The organism is Frigoribacterium sp. Leaf172, from assembly GCF_001424285.1.
Classification (GTDB): domain Bacteria; phylum Actinomycetota; class Actinomycetes; order Actinomycetales; family Microbacteriaceae; genus Frigoribacterium.
In genome coordinates this window covers 63127-77720 of the sequence record NZ_LMPB01000001.1, presented here as the reverse complement: position 1 = coordinate 77720, position 14594 = coordinate 63127, and the positions used below count along the sequence as shown (strand labels likewise).

The 14594-nt window shown below is 72.4% G+C and carries 14 protein-coding genes; 9 read left to right on the top strand and 5 right to left on the bottom strand.

The window, feature by feature from the left end; all coding sequences use genetic code 11:
* Positions 1-10: 10 nt before the first annotated feature.
* Positions 11-904, bottom strand: a complete 894-nt coding sequence (locus ASF89_RS00385; protein WP_055811048.1) for an Abi family protein — start codon at positions 902-904, stop codon at positions 11-13.
* A gap of 193 nt (positions 905-1097) precedes the next feature.
* Between ASF89_RS00385 and ASF89_RS00380 the strand changes: the two genes are divergently transcribed.
* From ASF89_RS00380 to ASF89_RS00350, 7 genes are all read left to right on the top strand, one after another.
* Positions 1098-1658 carry a hypothetical protein gene (locus tag ASF89_RS00380; RefSeq protein WP_055811045.1) on the top strand — a complete coding sequence of 187 codons (561 nt, stop codon included), beginning with the start codon at positions 1098-1100 and terminating at the stop codon, positions 1656-1658.
* Positions 1659-1712: 54 nt separating this feature from the next.
* A complete protein-coding gene (locus tag ASF89_RS00375) occupies positions 1713-2516 on the top strand; it encodes an ABC transporter ATP-binding protein (protein ID WP_055811042.1) in 804 nt (267 codons plus the stop codon).
* Complete coding sequence (locus tag ASF89_RS00370; RefSeq protein WP_235483942.1) at positions 2513-4009, top strand: ABC transporter permease; 1497 nt, start codon at positions 2513-2515, stop codon at positions 4007-4009. Before ASF89_RS00375 ends, ASF89_RS00370 begins: the two co-directional genes overlap by 4 nt.
* Before the next feature lie 211 nt (positions 4010-4220).
* Entirely contained in the window at positions 4221-6068 is a 1848-nt protein-coding gene (locus ASF89_RS00365; RefSeq protein WP_055811038.1) for an alpha/beta hydrolase, read from the top strand.
* Positions 6068-6769, top strand: a complete 702-nt coding sequence (locus ASF89_RS00360; protein WP_156463258.1) for a hypothetical protein — start codon at positions 6068-6070, stop codon at positions 6767-6769. Before ASF89_RS00365 ends, ASF89_RS00360 begins: the two co-directional genes overlap by 1 nt.
* A 36-nt stretch (positions 6770-6805) precedes the next feature.
* Entirely contained in the window at positions 6806-7456 is a 651-nt protein-coding gene (locus ASF89_RS00355) for a hypothetical protein (protein ID WP_235483941.1), read from the top strand.
* 97 nt (positions 7457-7553) lie between these two features.
* The gene (locus tag ASF89_RS00350; RefSeq protein WP_055798816.1) at positions 7554-7889 is read left to right on the top strand and encodes a hypothetical protein; all 336 of its coding nucleotides are present in this window, start codon (positions 7554-7556) and stop codon (positions 7887-7889) included.
* A gap of 404 nt (positions 7890-8293) precedes the next feature.
* Here the strand turns inward: ASF89_RS00350 and ASF89_RS00345 are convergent, their stop codons facing one another.
* The 4 genes from ASF89_RS00345 to ASF89_RS00330 all read right to left on the bottom strand — a co-directional run bounded on the left by ASF89_RS00345 (position 8294) and on the right by ASF89_RS00330 (position 12971).
* A complete protein-coding gene (locus ASF89_RS00345) occupies positions 8294-9460 on the bottom strand; it encodes a zinc-binding alcohol dehydrogenase family protein (protein WP_055811028.1) in 1167 nt (388 codons plus the stop codon).
* 55 nt (positions 9461-9515) lie between these two features.
* Complete coding sequence (locus ASF89_RS00340; protein ID WP_082489668.1) at positions 9516-11297, bottom strand: PepSY domain-containing protein; 1782 nt, start codon at positions 11295-11297, stop codon at positions 9516-9518.
* Positions 11294-12163 (bottom strand): YcnI family protein, encoded by an 870-nt coding sequence (locus ASF89_RS00335; protein WP_082489667.1) that lies wholly within the window; start codon positions 12161-12163, stop codon positions 11294-11296. Before ASF89_RS00335 ends, ASF89_RS00340 begins: the two co-directional genes overlap by 4 nt.
* Positions 12164-12281: 118 nt before the next feature.
* Positions 12282-12971, bottom strand: coding sequence for a hypothetical protein (locus ASF89_RS00330; RefSeq protein ID WP_055811025.1), 690 nt, complete (start codon positions 12969-12971; stop codon positions 12282-12284).
* 336 nt (positions 12972-13307) lie between these two features.
* Between ASF89_RS00330 and ASF89_RS00325 the strand changes: the two genes are divergently transcribed.
* Positions 13308-13907, top strand: coding sequence for a DUF1349 domain-containing protein (locus ASF89_RS00325; RefSeq protein WP_055811022.1), 600 nt, complete (start codon positions 13308-13310; stop codon positions 13905-13907).
* Between the two features lie 4 nt (positions 13908-13911).
* The gene (locus ASF89_RS00320) at positions 13912-14502 is read left to right on the top strand and encodes a hypothetical protein (protein ID WP_156463257.1); all 591 of its coding nucleotides are present in this window, start codon (positions 13912-13914) and stop codon (positions 14500-14502) included.
* Positions 14503-14594 lie beyond the last annotated feature (92 nt).

Sequence of the window (14594 nt, the reverse complement as noted above, 5' to 3'; positions counted from 1 at the left end):
CGTGCGCGGCTCAGACTCTGCGATCGTCAGGTGTCCGAGGGGACGCGAGACCCTGCCAGAAGACCGACTCGGGACGGTGCTGTCCGGCGATGTGGGGAAGGGCCGGCACGCCAGCCTGGCCACGGACGATCAGATCATCGAGGGACGCGATGGCGTCGAGCACGGATCGGGGGTGGAACTGGCCGATCTTTCGCTTGGCTTTGGCTCGCACGTTGTTCGGGGTCGGTCCCGCGTCGATGATCGAGTGATGCCAGAGACGACTGTGATGCGCGCAGCGGTTACGCAGATAGACCAGGGTCCGCACGCGGTAGGCGAAGCCTGCTTTCGCCACCCCGAGGCTCGTCGCCACGTCGTCGGCCAGGGACGCTCCAGCGCCACGCTCGATGCACCTCGAGAGGGTGCCGAACGACAGGGCCTCGATCGCTGACCACACCGGTAGGTCGCGGAAGTCCGGCGCACCGTCGGCGGCGGTCCGGAAGTGGAGGACGTGGCGCTCGCGGCTGCGAGTGATGTCGCGAAGAACCGCGTCGACTGTCGGTTCCGTGTCGACGGCATCCGTGTAGAACCTCTGCTCGAGGTACCGCCCATAGGGTCCGTGGATGTGAGCGATTGCGGACGCGGTGTGGGTCCGCAGCAGGAGCTCAGCGCTGGCCAAGGGCTTGACCAGTGCGGTTCGGAGCGCCTCGTCGGCTTCATAGACGCCACGGATCTCGTCGAAGGTCGTACCGGGGCGGAAATCATCGTCACCGCCATGCGGCGCGATCTGGAAATACCGTGCGTACCCGGAGAAGCGGTAGTAGTCGTTCGCCGCGAGGAACCGCGCGCACTCGGCCTCGTCAGCGATGGCGAGGTTGCGCGTCGACATCAGAGCGACCTGCTGGTCCACGGTCAGGCTGGGTTTCACTAGCCCCTCGAAAAGAAAAAGGCCCCTCCCATTTGAGCATCGTCGAGAGGCTTGGGAGGGGGTCGATTGCTCTCATGGTAGCTCAGCGAGGTCGTCCGCGCACGTGCCGGCAGCGCACCGGGGGATAACCCCCGCGCGGGTCTGGGTGCGGGCGTCATAGGGCGGCGCGGCGCGCGTCGCGAGGATCGTAGGCATGGAAGATCACGCCGCCCCCACCCCGTCCGCCGCCCGCTCCGAGACCCGCTCGACCGGCGCCTCCGTCCCCGCCCGCCGTCTGCGCGCCGCCGCGACCGTCGCCCTCGGCGTCGCCGGCATCGCCGCCCTGACCGGCTGCTCGACCCTGGTCGGCGCCGCCGAGAAGGCCGTCGGCAGCGAGCCCGTGCAGCAGCGCCACTACGACGTCTACGCCGACGCCCCGAGCTCGCGCACCTCCGACGACATGGCCTGGTTCCTGCCCGACTGGGTCCCCGAGGACGCCCGCGACATCGACGTGCGTCTGCACGTCTCGCAGCCCGGCTACGAGCTCTCGTTCGTCTCCGATGAGGGCGTCGACCTCGACGCCTGCGAGCCCGTCGACGGCGACCTCGGCGGCCCGGTGATGCCGGCCGAGACGCTGCCGCAGCCGCTCCCGACCACGGGGCTCGTGTCGTGCGGCGACGGTCGCGTGACCGCCTCCGTCGACGACCGCTGGGCCAGCTGGACCACCGCCGAGGCCGTGCCCGGCGACGACGGCGGCAGCACGCTCCGTCAGTAGCCCGCCCGACCCGACCCGCGCCTCCTCGGCCCCCCTCTCGACAGGACGTACCCCATGACCCACCCCGCAGCACACCCCGCAGCACACCCCACGACCACCCCCATCAGCCGGGGAGGCGCCGCGCCCGTCGCCCGCGTCGAGAACGTCACGAAGTCGTTCGGCCTCGGCGACGGCCGCGTCGACGCCCTGCGAGACGTCTCGCTCGACCTCCGCGCCGGCCAGTTCACCGCCGTGATGGGCCCGAGCGGCTCGGGCAAGTCGACGCTCATGCACATCACCGCCGGTCTCGACCAGGCGACGTCGGGCCGGGTGCTACTCGGCGACACCGACATCACGCGGCTCGACGACACGCAGCTGACCCTGCTGCGTCGCCGCCGCATCGGCTTCGTCTTCCAGGCGTTCAACCTCGTGCCGACGCTCGACGTGTCGGCCAACATCGAGCTGCCCTTCCGGCTCGACGGCCGCCGCGCGACCGCCGACGAGCGCGCGTGGATCGGCTGGCTCGTCGGCACCCTCGGTCTCGACTCGCGCTTGACGCACCGTCCGCACCAGCTCTCGGGCGGTCAGCAGCAGCGGGTCGCCATCGCCCGCGCGCTCGCCACCCGGCCCGACCTGATCTTCGCCGACGAACCCACCGGCAACCTCGACTCGAAGGCGGGGCGCGACGTGCTCGAGGTGCTGCGCACGGCCTCGCGCGACCACGGCCAGAGCATCGCCATGGTGACGCACGACCCGGTGGCGGCGAGCTACGCCGACCGCGTGGTGTTCCTCGCCGACGGACGCATCGTGCACGAGGTCGGCGCCAGCACGCCGGCCGAGATCTCGCAGGTCATGCTCGACCTGGAGCGTGCCGCGTGACCGCCGCGACCGCGTCCGTGACCGCTCCCCGGCCCGGCGGCGGCCCCGGCACCCGCAGCTCGGAGCGCTCCGCCGGCACCGCCCCGCGCAGCCGCTCCGCCCTCGTCGAGCAGCTGCTCGAGCACCGCCCCAGCGTGCTCGTCGCGGCCCTCGGCACGACGTTCGGCGTGGCGCTGCTCTCGGTGTCGCACATCGTCGAGCAGCTGATCGCCTCCGACCCGGCGGTCGCGGCCAGCGGGACCGTCTCGACGATGCTCGATCTCGTCGCGTCGGTCTTCGTCGGACTCGCCCTCTACGTCGGGGCGATCGTCACGGCGAACACCTTCACCACCGTCGTCGCGGGGCGCACGCCCACGATCGCCCTGATGCGCCTGCTCGGCTCGTCGGCCCGCGACCAGCGTCGGTCCGTGGCCCGCGAGGGGCTCCTCGTCGGGGTCGCCGGTGCGCTGATCGGCATCGTCGTCGGCACCCTGCTCGTCGTCGTGGCCGTCACCGTGCTGGTCGCGCGGGGCACGCTGCCCGATCTCGACTACGCGTACGTCTCGGTCGGCGGTCTCGTGCCGGCGGTCGCCGTCGTCCTGACCACGGTCGCCGCGGCCTGGATCGGCTCGCGCCGCGTGCTGCAGGTCACCCCGCTGCAGGCGACGGGAGTCGTTCAGGAGGAGCCGGTCGGCTCGCGCCCGCGCCGGGTGCTCCGCACGGTGTTCGCGGCGCTGCTCGTCGTCGGGGGTGGACTGCTGCTGCTCGCCGGGGTGGTCATCGGCCTGGCGGACGCGATCGGCGTGCTGATCGCCTTCGTCGGAGGGGTCCTCTCGTTCTCGGGCGTCGTGGTCGGCGCCCACACCGTGATGCCGGCGATGCTCGCCGGGGTCGGTCGCCTCTTCGGCGGCGGCCAGGTGGCGCGGCTCGCGGCCGAGAACGCCGTGCGTCAGCCCGAGCGGAGCACCCGCGCCACGATCGGCATCGTCATCGGCGTGACCCTGGTGACGACGATGTCGGTGGCGCTCGAGACGCTCCGCACGTTCATCGGGCGGCTGTCGGAGGACCCGGTCTACGCCGCCGAGCTCGACACGATGTTCACGACCACGCTGCTGATCATGGCGGGGCTCGTCGGGTTCTCGGCCGTCATCGCCGCGGTCGGCATGGTCAACGACATGTCGCTCAGCGTGCTGCAGCGTCGTCGCGAGCTCGGGCTGCTGCGCGCCGTCGGCTCGACCGTCGGGCAGATCCGCGGCATGATCCTGCTCGAGGCCGCGCAGATGGCCGTCACGGCGATCGTCGTCGGCGTCGTGCTCGGAACCGTCTACGGCTGGGCCGGGGCGCAGGCGCTGCTCGGCTCGGCGAACCAGGGTCTGCTCATCACGCCGACGCTGCCGCTCCCGCTGCTGCTCGGGCTGGCCCTCACGGCCGCCGTGCTCGCCGGCGTGGCCGCGCTGGTGCCCGCCCGCCGGGCGACCTCGGTGACGCCGGTCGAGGCGCTCGCCGCCCGCTGAGCAGCGCCGCGCCTCCTCGGCTCGCGCCGCGCCTCCTCGGCTCGCGCCGCGCCTCCCCCGCTCGTGCTGCACCCCGTTTTCGGCTCTACACCCCGATAGATGGGGGTGTGGCGCCGTAAACGGGGTGTCGCAGGAGGCGCGGGGGACGCGGGCGGACGGGGTGTAGCTTCAGACGCACAGACAAGTGGGTTCACACGGGGGTGTGGTGGGCATGGCGACGATCGAGTTCGACGACGGGGCGGCTGACGCGTTGATCGCTGCGGCGGACGGGGCATCGAGCGACCTGCGCACGCAGGCGATGAGCAACCGGATGCAGGTCGAGTCGGTGGTGCCCGACTTCCAGGGCGCCTACGCGACCCTCTTCACGCAGGCCAGCACCGTCCGGTCGGAGGACACCCAGAAGCTGGCCGGGGTTCTGTCGGATCTGAGCGGTGCCGTGGGAACGGCTAAGCAGGAGGCCGAGAGGGAGCGCCAGCGTCTGCGTGACGTCGACAGCTGGACCACGCGCGAGACTGCCCGTGATGAGCAGCGGGCGTCGGGGGACTTCCTGCAGGGGGCGTCGGCGTTCGCCACGTCATTGACCGACCCGCGCCCCAGCGATGTCGCCGTGAAGCCGAAGCCGATCGCGGCGTCGTTCATCGCGCGCGTGCGCAACCGGACGAGCGGCGGCTCCTCGGGCGGGATGTCGTCGGCCGATCCCGATCTGCTCCGGACTTTCGCCGCCGCGAGCCGAGCGTCGGACCTGAGCTCGGCGCAGCACGTGATCCAGATGAAGAACGCTTGGGCCGGCTTCACATCAGCGTGTTCGTGGGTGCCGATCGACTCGTCGACGGCGATATCGAGTCTTGACGTGCTGATGACCGAGAACGCGGCGGACGCGACGTGGCTCGACGGAATCGCGGCGGCGTTCGAGGAGGCGGGGGGCGGTTCGCTTCCGGACCTCAGCCTCGACTCGGTGGCGGTCACGTCCGCGTCGCCCGCGCTCACGAGGCTGCTGCAACCCGGCCTCACGCCGGCGGAGGTGGCGGAGGCTTATGCGCAGCTGCCGCAGACCGACGCCTACATCTCCGGCTTGCCGCTGGCGACCCAATATCTGTTCGCGAACCTCGACGGCGTGCCCGCGTCGAAGCGCGACATAGCGTCGCGAGCCGTGCTGGACGCCGCTGTCGAGGATCCGGAGCGGGTCTATCAGCTGATGGGGCTCGGCGGGGACCGGAACCGGGGTCTCGACGGATTCAAGGAGGATGTGGTCGCCTTGCAGAAGGCTGTGAAAGAGGCGGATATCACCGCGGCCCAGCTGCGCGCGGATAGCGGAACCACGAGCGTGGCCCAGCTGGTCGGTTTCGGTGAGCACGACGGGGCCGTCGTGGCTGCGATCTCGCTCGGCGACCTCGATTCGGCCTCGAATGTGACCGTCAACGTCCCGGGGATGAACTCGAACGTGGGCGAGATGAACACGGCGGTGACAGCGGCGAACCAGCTGATCCGGGCGGCACGGGAAACGGACTCGGACGCTTCTTACGCCGTCGTCTCGTGGATGGGCTACAACTCGCCGAATCCAGCCGAAGTGGGGTTGCCTGCCCGTGCGTCATCCGGTGCTGCCGAGCTCGCGTCCTTCATGGACGGCTTGCATGACAGTCGTGACGACGGTTCAGCGGATTCAGTGACCCTCATGGCTCATTCGTACGGTTCGACGACGTCGTCGGCGGCGTTGCTGCTCACCGAGCACCGTATCGACTCGTTCATCTCCTACGGCTCCGTGGGGCTGACGAATGAAGCGACGGTCGATGAACTCAACGCCGACGAGGTCTATGCGACTCAGGCCTGGGGCGACGGTCTTGCGCCTGTCGGGCTGGCTCTCGGTCTAGGTACGCGGACGAATCCGCTGATCGTGGACGGGGTGCACGTATTCTCGGCGGAGGACGGCCCGGGCACCGAGGCTGTCACGAAGCACGACATGTTCGTCGAATCCGGTTCCGACCAGAACGGCTACCTCTCGGCGGACTCGACGTCCCTCAAGACCATCTCGCAGATTGTGGCTAACGGAAGACCGGACTGATGAACGAAGTCAAGAACCGACGCCTGCATCATGTCGCCGCGGTGGTGGCGACGATCCTGGTGCTCGTGACGACAGGGTGCGCGTCGAGCGCACAGAACGGAGACGACGTGGCGGGACAGGATGCACGGGACGCGGCGGGTTTGACGCAGGCGGAGGTGGCCGGGCTGTCGCTCGAGGAGGAGTTCGGGTTGGCGTCGGAGCGGTACGTCGAGATGCAGGGCCTGCTCGAGGAGGCGCAGCTCCAGATCTCGGACGGCTCATGGATCTGGATCGGTGGGGACGTGCTGCCCGTCATGGGCGGGGCGAATGCTTACGGTCAGGCGCCCGAGGGTGCCGCTGAGGAGAACAGTTACTTTTTCCAGACCAGTCGGAACGTCACTCTCGAGGGGGCCGAGGGCGAGCGTTCCGACCTCGATCCGATGCTCGAGTACTTCGACGAGAAAGGCTGGGAGTCGGGAACCGCCGAGATCGGTAGCGAATTCGAGGCCCGCGCCGATACAGGCGACGGCTGGTGGGTGACCTACACGGTGCGGCCCAACGGGCAGTACACGGTGGCTGTGTACAGCGAGGTGTTCTGGACGAACGATTCGAGTGCTGTGAGGTTCGCGATCGCCGATCGCGATGCGCCTGGTTTCCCGGATGAGTCCGTGCCGGGCGAGTACCCGCCGTTCCCTTCGTGGGACGACCCGGTGCAGCCATAGATCATGCTGCGATGTGGGGGTGTTCTTGGAGCCGTGGTGCTGTCGGTGGTGACGGTGCTCGCGGTGGCGGGGTGCGCCTCCGGGGCGGGAGCCGTTCTCGGCGATGAGCCTCAAGACACAGCGGGTTTGACGCAGGCGGAGGCGGCCGGGCTGTCGCTGGAGGAGGAGTTCGGGCTGGCGTCGGAGCGGTACGTCGAGATGCAGGGTGTGCTCGAGGAGGCGCAACTTCAGATCTCGAACGGTGCATGGTTCTGGAACGGTGGCGATGTGCTTCCTGTCGCGGCGGGGGCCGACGCGTTCGGCGAGCCTCTGCCGGGGGCTGACGATGACAACTCTTACTTCTTCACTGCAGGGCGGATCCTCGAGCCGGAGGGCGCCGAGGGTGCCCGGAGCGATCTCGATCCGATGATCGAGTACTTCGACCAGAAGGGCTGGGAGTCGGGTAGTCGCGAGATCGGCCGCAACTTCGAGGCGAGGGCCGACAGCGGTGACGGCTGGTGGGTCACCTATACGGTTCGTCCGAACGGCCAGTACTCCCTCGCTGTGTACAGCGAGCCGTTCTGGACGAACGATTCGGGCGCGTTGTTCTCGGCGATCGCCGATCGTGATCCGGCCGACTTCCCTGAGGAGTCCGTGCCGGGCGAGTACCCGCCGTTCCCCTCGTGGAGCGACCCGGTGCAGCCGTAGCGCGTGGTCGGCACCCGGGACGGTTCGCGACCGGCCAGGGGGCACCGGCCAGGGTCGCCGGCCCCGGTGTCACCGGTCGGACCTATGGTCAGCCGACATGGGAGTCCAGTCGTCGTTCGTCAACGCCGCCGCCGTCCTCGCGAAGCGGCCGCTGGAGCATCCGTACGCGATCCCGCCCGAGCCGGGCGCGCAGGGGTTGTGGCTGATCAGACAGGGGGCGGCGGCGCCGCTGGGCTACGTGCGCCAGCGTCCGGTGCTCGGCGGATACGCGTTCGACGTCTACGCGCACTGCCGCGACGAGGGAGGGCGTCGCCCCTGGTTGCACACCGCCGACAGCTTCAACTCGGCCGTCGCCTGGGCCGTGCAGCACGACTCCGAGATCCGAACGCTGATCGCGCGCCACGCCCCCGAGCCCGACCCCTGGCCGGCCTGATCGCGGCGAGTCGGGGGATGACGCCGAGGGGCCGGAGCCGAGGAGGCGCGGCTGACGCACGCCAGCCGGTCACCTCCCGCGCGTCCCGGGTGGTGTCCTCTCCGCCGAGCTCTTACGCACGCATGCGTAATAGCTCGTGAGCGGGGACACCCGCCCGCTCGCGTCTCGACCTGGGGGTTGGTGCTGCGCATGCATGCGTAATAGCTCGCGAGTGAGCGGACCTGCCCGCTCGAGAGCCCGGCCCGGAAGCTCCCACTGCGCATGCATCCGTAATAGCCCGCGCGTGACAGCACCGCCCCCGGCTCCCGCACGCCCGGGTCGAGAACGCGCAGCTCGTGCTGATCGGAGAGCGATCTCGCCTCGTCTTCAGCCCAGCCTGAAGCAGCGAGGCCCGGACGCCAGCACTACAGCAGCACCACGAGCTTCCGAGCCGAGACTCCGGCACGCTGACGATCGACCGCGCCCTGGATCGCGCCGAGCCCCTCGCCGGCGACCAGCGCCTCCGGGACCGCGCGCAGCGACCCGTCGGCCAGACCCCGCGGCACGATCCCGCCCCACAGCTGCTCGCCGAGATCGTCGTCGCGCAGACTGCTGCCCCACACGAACCGCGCGACCACCTTCGCCTGCCGCGCAGCCAGCAGCGATCGCGCCGTCGCCAGCCCGAGACGCGCGAACGTCGGCAGCGCGTTCGGCACGAGGGGTCTGCCCGTCGAGACGTCGGCGACCTCCGCGAGCGACACGGGGGTGCTCAGCAGAGCGAGACGGGATCCGCCGGTCCGGGCCAGCAGGCGGATGCACGCCTCCGTCGACCCCAGCCCGATCGCGACCGCCCCGGCGACGGTCCGCCCTGCGATCACGGCCACGAGCTTGTCGACCACCTCGGGGTCGCGGTAGTCGTACACATGCGTCGCGCCCAGCCCCTTGACCGTCTCCGCGTTCGCCGCCGACGCCGTGCTCACCACGTCGTACCCCGCCGCCGTCGCCAGCTGCACCGCGTTCATCCCGACGCTCGTCGACCCGCCCCAGACGACGACCACCTCGCGCTCGCGGGCAGCCGGGCCTCCGGCATCCGACACCGCGCCTCCGGCGTCCGCAGCAGACCGGGGCAGCCGCAGCCCGAGGTGCCGTTCCTGGAACAGCGCGCACGCCGCCGTCGACACCCCGAGCGGCAGCACCGCCGCCTGCTCGAACGACAGATCGTCGGGGATCACCGTCGTCAACCGTTCGAGCAGGGCCGTGTGCGTCTGGAACGCTCCCTCGTGCCGCGGGTCGCGCCCCTTGTCGGTGCCGGTCGCGAGCCCGACCACCCGGTCGCCGACCGCGAGTCGCGTGACCGCCGAGCCGACGGCGACCACCTCGCCCGCGACGTCCGTGCCGAGCACCGCGGGGTGCGTGAGCCAGCGGTACGTCATCCGACCCGTGCCCTGCACCACCCAGTCGAGCGGGTTGACCGCCACGGCCCGGACCCGCACGACCACCTCGTCAGCCGCCGGAGCGGGCATCTCGGCCGGACCGACCTCGAACGGGGTGCGGGGCGAGCGCAGGAACGCGGCGGTGTTCGCGAGGGTCATGCCCTGATCCTGTCACCGCCCGCCCGCCCGGAGCCGAGGAGGCGCGGGTCGCGGATCAGCGCCGGCTCGCCACCCAGAGCGCGTCGCCGACCACGAACACGACCAGCGTCACGCCGAGCAGCGGCAGGAACAGCGCCAGCAGGCCGCCGCCCACGAGCACGAGCGCGACACCCCACCACGGCGCCCGGGCCAGCGCTCCCGCGGGAGCGGCCGCACCCAGCCGCAGCCGCGCCGCGCCGACCGCGCCGACCGCGCCGACCGCGCCGCCGGGCCGCGGCGCGCCGCGGGCACCGGTACCCACGGGCCCTGCCGCGCGCGTCGGTCGCCGCTTCCACCACATGAGGTACCCGAACACGACCATCGCCGCGATGCCGAGCGCCGTGACCGCGAGCAGCAGCTGATTCGCCAGGCCGAACATCGACCCCATGTGCGTGTCGACGCCCCAGCGCGCGAGCTTGGCCATGACCGGGTAGTCGGCGAAATCGGTGCGTCCGACCACCTCGAGCGTCGACCCGTCCACCGCCACGGCGTCGACCTCGGTCGGGAAGCTGCGCTGGATCTCGGTGACCGTCCAGGCGCTCGCGGCGTCGGCGGGCGGCTTGATCTCGACGAGCCCGGTGTTCACGTTGACGGTCCGGGCGACCTCGAGCACGGCGTCGAAGGTGGTCGGGTCCGCTTCGGTGAGGGGCGCCTCTTCGACTCCGTGGTGTCCGGCGTGCGGATCGGCGGCGACGTCGGCCGCATCGCCCGACGACGACCCCGCGCCCGCCGACGAGCCCGACCCCGGCTCCGGCAGCGCCGTCGTCAGTGCGGGGTTCGACCAGCTGAGCGCCGACCGCAGCCCGGTCACGTTCTCGCCCGCGAACTGCGACCAGGTGATGCCCGTCGCCGACAGGAACAGCGCTCCGACGAGCAGCCAGATCCCCGTCGACGCGTGCCAGCTGAAGATCCTGCGGTGACCGGTCGCACCGGTGTCGGGTCGCAGCATGCCGCGTCGGGCCCGCGCCCGGTCCGCCGGACGCGTCCGCCGCCGCGCCGCCCGCCACCGCACGAGCCAGAGACCCGCTCCCGCGAGGACGACGACGCCGAGCCAGCTGGCGGCCAGCTCGCTGTAGAGCCGCCCGGCGTCGCCGAGTCCGAGACTGCGGTGGAAGTCGCTCACCGCGGTCCGCAGCGGCAGCGCCCCGCTCGTCCCGTACACCGGCAGGTCGCCCCGCACCTCGGCTGTCGCGGGGTCGACGAAGATCGCGCGCGTCTGACTCTCGATCAGGTCGTCGCCCGTGAACATGACCCGCGTCGTGTCACCCGCCTCCGGAGCGGGCCGCACCGCGACCAGCGCCCCGTCGTCGCCCACGACCTGCTCGGCGGCCTCGATCTGGTCGGCCAGCGGCAGGGCCGCAGCCTCGACGCTCGCCGCGGGCACCGTGAGCTCGTCGGCGTAGACGACCCGCTCGATGGACGGGGTCAGGGCGTAGGCGGCTCCGGTCAGCGCCGCGACGAGGATGAACGGCCCGACCAGCACCCCCGCGAAGAAGTGCAGCCGCAGCAGCATCGGCGCGAACCAGCCGCCGCGGGCGGGTGCGGGGCGGGATGCCGCGGGGCGCGGTGCCGCGATGCCCTCGGCGGCGGTGCCCTGTGACGCGGCGCCCTGTGCCGACGAGTCGGGCGTCGCCGCCCCCGGTGCCGAGGAGGCGCGGGTCGTCTCGGACCCCGATCGCGCGTCGTCCGTGCCGTCCCCTGCCGCCCGTCCGGGGTCGCGAGGCGACTCGCCGGAGCGGGCCGCGCCTCCTCGGCCCACGTTCCCGGCGTCGGTGCCGTCGTGCTCTGCGGCGCTCATCGACGTGCCTCCTGCTGGCGACGGAGGCCGATGGTCAGCAGCACGACGGCGACGACCCCGACGGCGAGCCCGGCGACACCGAGCAGTCGAGCCGTGTCGTCGATGGGCGAGGCGGCGCTGGTGGTGGCGGCGGTGGCCGTCGCGTCCGATGCGTCCGCCGGGTCCGTCGCGCCCGTGCCCGAGGAGGCGTCCGTCAGCACCAGCGCGGGCGCCGGCTCGTTCGGCTCGGGGGCCTCGGGGTCGGACGAGGGCAGCTCGCTCCACGAGTACGACCCCGACTCGCAGGTCTGCACGGTCGGGAACGCGACGAGGTCGCCGGCCTGCCCGTCGACCGGCAGCAGCGCCGAGATCTCGACCGTGTCGCGGAACCCGTCGGGCAGCGGGGTGTCGGCCGTGTACGTCACCGTCGTCGCCTCGAGCACACTCGGGTCGGCGGGCGGGGCGGACTCCGTGATGGTCCAGCCGGGCTTCACGGTGGGGGTCACCGACTGGACGCCGGCGGGCAGCTCGATCGCGAGCGACGTCGTCGGGGAGTCCCCGCAGCCGTGACCGACGGCGAACGTCAGCACGCTGATCGTCGCGGGAGCGGTCGATGACGCCTCGAGCTCGACGTGAGCGGAGGCCGAGGTCGGGATGCCGACCGCGAGGGCGAGCCCGGCGGCGCCGGCGACGGCCGCGAGGCCGAGCGGGCGGGCGCGGGAGGCCGAGGAGGCGCGGGTCGTCCGAGCCGAGGAGGCGCGCAGGGATCGAGCCGAGGAGGCGCGCGCGGGCCCGGTGGGCCTGGTGGCGCGCCGGCGGCCGGTGGCGGAGTCGGGTCGGGCGGAGTCGGAGCGTGATGCGGAGTGATCTGGGGTGCGCGAGCGCATGGCGGAGCGGGTCCTTCGAACGGGCGGGGTGATCCCCGGGGTGCGGTCGTCCGGCGCGGCCGCACCCGGACGGGGCGGCGGCACGCCGGGACCACGCGAGTCGGGACGACCCGCGCGGTCAGTGGGCGAGCACCCCGACCGGAGGGCCCCGCAGCCCCCGCGTCGTTCCGAGCAGCGTCGACGTACGACGCGCGGGCGAGGCCCAGGAGGACTCGTCGAGGCGGCGGCGACGGCGGCGCGGCACGGCGGCCGGGTCGGCGAGGGCCGCGACGGCGTCGACGGCCGACGCGAGCGCTGTGACGAGAGCTCTGACGACGCGACCGAGGTGCGACGACGCGACTGCGGCCGCGACCCTCACCGTGATGCTGCGGGCGAGGCTCCGGACGGCCGATGCCCCGAGGCGCAGGGAGACGATCGTGACGAGACCGGCGACGACGTGCGCCCAGACCATCGTCCCCGACGGCATGGCGCCCATGTCGCCGGTCGCGGCCCCGACGTCGGGCAGCGAGGCGAGGTGCGCGTGAGCGCCATGACCGCCGGATCCGGTCGAGGAGGCGCGGGTCGGGTCGACACCGGCCGACGCGTGTCCGAGCGAGAAGACGACGTGCAGCAGCCCCTGGAGCAGGCCGATCGCGACGACGAGGTTCGGCAGGGCGACGCGGCGGCCGCCGGCGGCGAAGCAGCCGAGCACGCCCGCGACGAACACGAGGGCGAGGAGGAGCGGCGGCGGGAACGCGCCCCCGCCGAGCGAGTGGGCGGTCGCCGTGAGGAGCACCCCGACCGAGGTGGACAGGACGGCACGCAGCATGCGTTCCTGTCGAGCCAGCACGTCGCCTCCCAGCGGTCGTGACAACGGTACCCGAGCACGTCCGCCACCACCCCGCCGCTGCCTGCTGCGGCGCTACCGCGCCAGTGAATGGACACGACGCCTCGCTTGAACCTGGCGTCGTGTCCACAGCCCGGCGTGCTGGCGGCGGCGCCCGCCCGCACCGCCCGCCCGGCGCCTCCGGCCCGCGCTCCCGCTCCCGCTGGCCCGCGCTCCCGCCGGCCCGCGCCTCCCACCCGCCATCGCGCCTCCTCCGCTCTGTCCACAGCTCGCCGCGCTCGCCGCCCGCTTCCCACCCCGCGCCGCTAGGGTCGGCGCATGACCCTCACCGTCGCCGGACTGCCCGCCCTCTCGTGGACGAACGGCGAGGGCGACGCGTCGCTCGACACCGACGGCGCTCTCGTGCTGCGCTCCGCACCCGGCGTCGACTGGACGAACGACGCCCTCGGCGCCGAGCCCCAGCACGCCGCGACGAGTCTCGGCTTCGAGGCCCCCGACGAGTTCACGCTCTCGGCGCGCATCACCATCGTCGGCGCGCGCACCACCTTCGACGCCGGGGCCCTCGCGCTCTGGAGCGACCCTGACCACTGGGCCAAGATCTGCTTCGAGAACTCCCCGCAGGGCGAGACGATGATCGTCACCGTCGTCACGAACGGCTGGTCGGACGACGTGAACTCGACCGCCGTCGCGGGCGAGGCCGCGTTCGTGCGGGTGACGCGGGTCGGTCCGGGCTGGGCGTTCCACTCGTCCGACGACGGAGTCGAGTGGCGGTTCGTGCGGCAGTTCCGGCTCGAGGTCGACGGGCCGGTGCACGTCGGGTTCCTCGCGCAGGCGCCGCAGGGCGAGACGTGCGAGGCGCGCTTCGACCGCATCGCGCTCGGTGAGACGGCGCCCGCCGACCTTCGCGACGGCAGCTGACCCCGTGTCGACGAGCACGCTGCGGGCGCCGCTCGACCCACCGCGCAGCGGGTCCGAAAGGCGGTTGCGTCGATCGGCGCTCTGGCAGCTGCTGGTCCCGGTCGTGGTGCTCGGCGTCAACGTGCCGGTCCGCATCGCCGACGACGACCGGACGACCTTCGACGTGCTGCTCATCGGGCTGATGCTCGTCGTCGCTGCGCTGAGCATCGGGCAACTGGCGCAGATCCGTGCCTTCGGCTCGTGGCGCTCACTCGCGGTCGAGCCGGGCGAGACGCTCCTCTGGGGCACGGTCGCCGCGCTCATCCTGCCGACCGGGGGTGCCGGGTACGGGGGCCGGTTCGTCCTGTCGAGCCGGCGCCTCCGGTACCTCCCCGATCTGACCTCCCGGCTGCGCGGCGGGCAGCCCGCCGAGTGGCCGGTCGCGAGCATCGTCGGCGTCGAGGTCAGTCCCGTCGACCACCGGCGTCGACTCCGAGGAGGCGCGTGGGTCGTCCTCGAGATCGCCGACGCCGATCCCGTGACCATCCTCACCCCCGAGCCGCACGCGGTCGCCGCCGAGTTCCACGAGCACCTCGCGAGCACCCGCCCCCGCTGACCCCTCGCCTCCCGCGCGCACCCGCCCCGCGTCCCGCTGACCCGCCCCGCGCCCGCCCCGCGCCCGCCCCGCGTCCGTCGACCCCGCGCATC